5 protein-coding genes are annotated in these 4,136 nt (G+C 43.6%); 3 read left to right on the top strand and 2 right to left on the bottom strand.

Going from position 1 to position 4,136, the window contains the following annotated elements; genetic code table 11:
- Positions 1 to 366: 366 nt before the first annotated feature.
- Entirely contained in the window at positions 367 to 1,032 is a 666-nt protein-coding gene (gene mobQ, locus T370_RS24690) for a MobQ family relaxase (protein ID WP_081847622.1), read from the bottom strand.
- A 189-nt stretch (positions 1,033 to 1,221) separates the two neighbouring features.
- Between mobQ and T370_RS0121410 the strand changes: the two genes are divergently transcribed.
- Positions 1,222 to 1,542, top strand: coding sequence for a hypothetical protein (locus T370_RS0121410; RefSeq protein ID WP_029436954.1), 321 nt, complete (start codon positions 1,222 to 1,224; stop codon positions 1,540 to 1,542).
- A gap of 425 nt (positions 1,543 to 1,967) precedes the next feature.
- On the opposite strand, the gene T370_RS25305 is transcribed toward T370_RS0121410, so the two are convergent.
- Positions 1,968 to 2,252, bottom strand: a complete 285-nt coding sequence (locus T370_RS25305; RefSeq protein WP_156034486.1) for a hypothetical protein — start codon at positions 2,250 to 2,252, stop codon at positions 1,968 to 1,970.
- A gap of 619 nt (positions 2,253 to 2,871) precedes the next feature.
- On the opposite strand from T370_RS25305, the gene T370_RS0121405 reads away from it, so the two are divergent.
- Both T370_RS0121405 and T370_RS24685 read left to right on the top strand, forming a co-directional pair.
- Entirely contained in the window at positions 2,872 to 3,771 is a 900-nt protein-coding gene (locus tag T370_RS0121405) for a replication initiation protein (RefSeq protein WP_029436953.1), read from the top strand.
- Positions 3,772 to 3,797: 26 nt separating this feature from the next.
- Complete coding sequence (locus T370_RS24685; RefSeq protein ID WP_081847621.1) at positions 3,798 to 4,091, top strand: DnaB-like helicase N-terminal domain-containing protein; 294 nt, start codon at positions 3,798 to 3,800, stop codon at positions 4,089 to 4,091.
- Positions 4,092 to 4,136: the final 45 nt, after the last annotated feature.

Raw genomic sequence — 4,136 nt, 5'->3', positions numbered from 1 at the left:
TTTATCTATCTGAATTGATTACTAGTTTTAGCAAGAAAATCGGAAATTAATATAATCAATATCGTATGTCTATAAAATCTCAACTGATAACACCAAGACGTTAACTGGAAAAGTTCGTGGCCATCACCGATTGTGATACGCGAAAACCTATCTATATGCAGTTATAGCTATTGAACTTTTGGCGTAAAAACTATATCTTTTCTGTGAGCCGCTCGTTACTTCAAGTTCCGGCGGCCCTCCCATCAGGCCGGGATTGTCAGGACTCCCGGCCTTTTTCATTTCACCAGACGGATAGCGGTTCTTTTGCCTACTGTCCAAGTGGCTTCGCTGGTCATCCCCTCTGGCAACACAATAAAACGTCCATTCTTATCTTCGTGCAGACTCAGGCCCCACGTTTTTTCTTGTATCTTGGCAAGGGTAGCCTCTTGATCTTGGATTGCAGTTTTCAGCTTTTCGTGTTCTTCCCGAAGTTTGCTCCCGTAGACATTCTAGTGCTCGGTTTACAAAGTTGGCCCAAGCCTGACGCATGTACTCTACTTCTTTACCGCTAGTTTTCGGGCTATCTAATATCCGAGTTTTTTCACCCAATATACCATCGGCATAAGTGCGTGTCGTCGTCAAGATATGTGCATGGTGATTCCTTTGGTCACTCATACAGCTTGGTTCATGGATACATACATCAGCAACAACACCATAGCGATCTACAAGCATACGAGCAAAAGTACATGCAAGGTCTTTCCTTTGTTCTGCTGTCAATTCTGAGGGTAAGGCAAGTTCCCATTCTCGTGCCACTTTTGCATCTTTTCGTTTCTCTGCTTCCTCTGCTCGATTCCAAAGCTCTGAACGTTCTATTTGGCTTCCGTCTGGTGTGATTATCTCTTTATATCCTACACCTTGTTTTTTTTCATAATCATATACTTCACCTGTACGCCTATCGGTTATCGATTCTCCAGAGCGATATGCCGCTGACGCTGTTGCACTACGTCCTGCCGACCTACTGACAGCCTTTGCTTGGCAATGGAAGATCGCCATATCTTTACCTTATCCCTCGGAGAGCGCACAGGCATTGCTTGCAATGCTAATGTGCGCACTTCGGTATTTTTTCCTCCCCCCTTGCGTCCCCCCTCATCAAACTATTTACGCAAGAGGTATTCCTCATAATGTATCTTGATATGAAAGATATATTTTACTATTCTATTGCCAAAATCAAGGAGTTATCTCATGGAACAGCAGATACAGGAAAAAAAAGAAGCTATGACCACAGAAGAAAAGCGTATTCTACGGATAAAACAGCTAAAGGCAAAACTCCAGAAAGAGCAAGCAAGGCTATCTGCAAGTAAACGTAAGGAACGCGACGGACAACTTATCTCGTTCGGCGTATATATTGAAGAATTTTTTAAATCATCGAATGAAGACGCCAGAAAAAGACTTGAGGAAAGCATAAAAACGCACCTCAAAGATCGGAATCTTGAAAGGGCACTTGCAGGTCTAAAGCGTCTTTCAGAAGAGGAAGAAACGAGATTGAAAGAAGAGAAAAAATAGCATAAGCCTGTAACAGCACGTCTTGCCCCTCTGCGCCGATGACGTAGCGCAAACCAAAGGGAGGGGCACCGTATGAAACGAATCTTCGTTTCCATCCTGTTGCTGGTGCTCATGGCTCTTCTGCTCACAGCAGACAGCCGCCTTCGGTAAAGGCAAGCCCCGCATCAGGTTGCAACTGATGCGGGGCTTTTAGTGGTAATTAACCCCTAAATGCAAGACGTGTCTGGCGCGTAACGTGCGCTACGTCAGCCCCGGTTCCTGTTCCCGCAGGTGCCGGGGTTCCTCAAAAGTATAGAGCTTCAACACGATAAAAGCAATGAATACATACGAGATTCGATACAGTGGCGGTTCCCGCATCTCATACACTGGCACCCTGTCTGCTACAAAACGGAAAGCAACAGAGAAAGCGCCCTCCGGGGAGTCTATCAAGATTTTCTATAATCGAGTTCTGATAGCGTGCCGCCGGCGCTACGTGAACCCGGAGACAGGGAAAGAGGGCTGGTATCGTTGGGAAATTCTATGATTGAAAAGAGATTATTTTTTAGCATATAAATTTTTAAGATGCTACGCTGGCCTGTTGCGCAGGGGTAGACAGCATCGAATTTCGCCCGGAAATGCCGTTTTCCGGGCTTTTCTTTTTTCTGCAATAGTTTTCCCGTGAAACAAATAAAAAACGATCCTAGGCCCATTTCTGGGGCAAAAAAGGGCATAACCTTTTACCGTACCAAGTTAAGAAACAAGGTCAATGTCTATTTTGTGAGAAGTTTTGATACTATGGCGTTTATTTTATGTTAATAATCAGTATGTTATACACAAAAATGTAAGTTATAAGAATCAAAGTGTTGTTTTTTAGGCTGCGCCGGAGGCGCAATCTGTGAGCCTCCGTAGATAACTCGAAGGCTCGGAGTATTCCGAGCCTGAGCCAAGTCCTACGTGTGGAATGCGCGGCGCCCGTTAGGGCGCATCTGACGCGCACCGATTTTGTATTTAGCGGCGCGCCGTTAGGCGCAATCTAGCCGCTCCGAGTCGGCCCGTTAGGGCCGTGTTTTTTCCAGATTTTTCTTTTTTTTAAATACTTTTTTTCTTTTTGTCGTTTTCAATCATAAATTATTTCAATATATTATAAATTTAAATCGGGCAAAATGACCGTCAAAATCGGGCAAAATGACCGTCAAAATGGGGGGGAAATCAGGCAAAATGACCGTTTTTTATTCGAGCTTATTGACAGGATAGCCCGTTATTTATAAAAAAGTAAAAAAAAACAGCCATGAAAAAATTCTGGCGGAATTTCTTCATGGCCTGACCAAATCTGACCGATAGGGGGTCATCATGGCTAAAGAGGAGCTATCTGTTCCTGGAACACTCGTCAAGAAATCCAACTCCATCATCCGAACCCGCATAACCGTGAAAAGTGTTGAAGCGTCTAGGGTTCTGGCTCATCTGGTTGCCTGTATCCGTACCGACGATGAAAAGCTGAAACAGGTGTACTCTGTGCCAGCTAGAGATATTATCCCCTACATCGGTGGCGAAAACTACAAGCGTATCAAGGCAACCTGTAGGGAACTGGCCTCCGCTTTCGCTGAAACGGAAGAACCTGACCCGGATGGCCCGCATCCGATTTACCGGGTACGCCCTTTTTTCGCGGATATTAGATACCGAAAGGGAATCATCACCGCAAATTTTAACCCGCTCATGGGTCCCTTTCTACTGGACCTCAAGAAGTGCTTTACGACCTACAACCTGACGGAATATCTGTCTCTTCCAAGCCTGTATTCTCAAAGGATTTTTGAAATTACAAAATCCCTTGTGAACTCCCAAAATGGAGAAGCCATTATTCCGATGGCCGACTTGCATAGATTTCTCGATACCCCCCCTACGTTTAGAGCGGACTTTCGACAATTCCGCATTCGAGTTCTCGAAAAAGCCCACAAGGACATCACGGAAAAAACATCCTTCCGCTTTGAGTGGGAGCCTGTGAAGGTAGGCCGCTCGGTGGAAAAGATACGGTTCATCTTCTCCGGCGGGAAAAAAGCTCTGGCCCAGAAGGAACAGGAAAAGGCCAAAGAGGAGAAACGACGGCGCTTGCAAGCCCAGAGAATGCATCGAGCGTTGGAGTGTGCGAAACTAAAACAAGGGGACTGCCGGACTATGGATAATAAGCCCATTGTCTGTAAAGTTTGTAGACAATTTGGACTAGCCGAAGACATATTACGTAATGGCAGAAAGTAGTTTGATCCCTATTTAGGAATAAAACAATGATAGACTATTCTGATAAAATTAAAAGATCTGAACAAGATATAATTTCACTTTTAATACTATCTCCAAATTCTATATATTTTTTTATAGAAAATATTAGTCCACGAGACTTTAAAGATAAAAGGCATGCAATTATATATAGAGCAATACAATATTTATTTTTTCAAAAAAAACCAGTTGACCTTGTTTCCCTTGCCTCAGTTTTGAAGGCTTCAAATCAATTAGATGAGTGTGGGGGCGCTGTTTATCTATCTGAATTGATTACTAGTTTTAGCAAGAAAATCGGAAATTAATATAATCAATATCGTATGTCTATAAAATCTCAACTGATAACACCA

This window comes from Bilophila wadsworthia ATCC 49260 (assembly GCF_000701705.1).
Taxonomy (GTDB): Bacteria; Desulfobacterota; Desulfovibrionia; order Desulfovibrionales; family Desulfovibrionaceae; genus Bilophila; species Bilophila wadsworthia.
This window is presented reverse-complemented; position numbering and strand designations above follow the sequence as displayed.

What these genes read in the sequence shown, in the direction of transcription:
- mobQ (WP_081847622.1), bottom strand. Translation starts at nt 1,032, where the DNA reads ATGGCGATCTTCCATTGCCAAGCAAAGGCTGTCAGTAGGTCGGCAGGA.
- T370_RS0121410 (WP_029436954.1), top strand. Translation starts at nt 1,222, where the DNA reads ATGGAACAGCAGATACAGGAAAAAAAAGAAGCTATGACCACAGAAGAA.
- T370_RS25305 (WP_156034486.1), bottom strand. Translation starts at nt 2,252, where the DNA reads ATGCCCTTTTTTGCCCCAGAAATGGGCCTAGGATCGTTTTTTATTTGT.
- T370_RS0121405 (WP_029436953.1), top strand. Translation starts at nt 2,872, where the DNA reads ATGGCTAAAGAGGAGCTATCTGTTCCTGGAACACTCGTCAAGAAATCC.
- T370_RS24685 (WP_081847621.1), top strand. Translation starts at nt 3,798, where the DNA reads ATGATAGACTATTCTGATAAAATTAAAAGATCTGAACAAGATATAATT.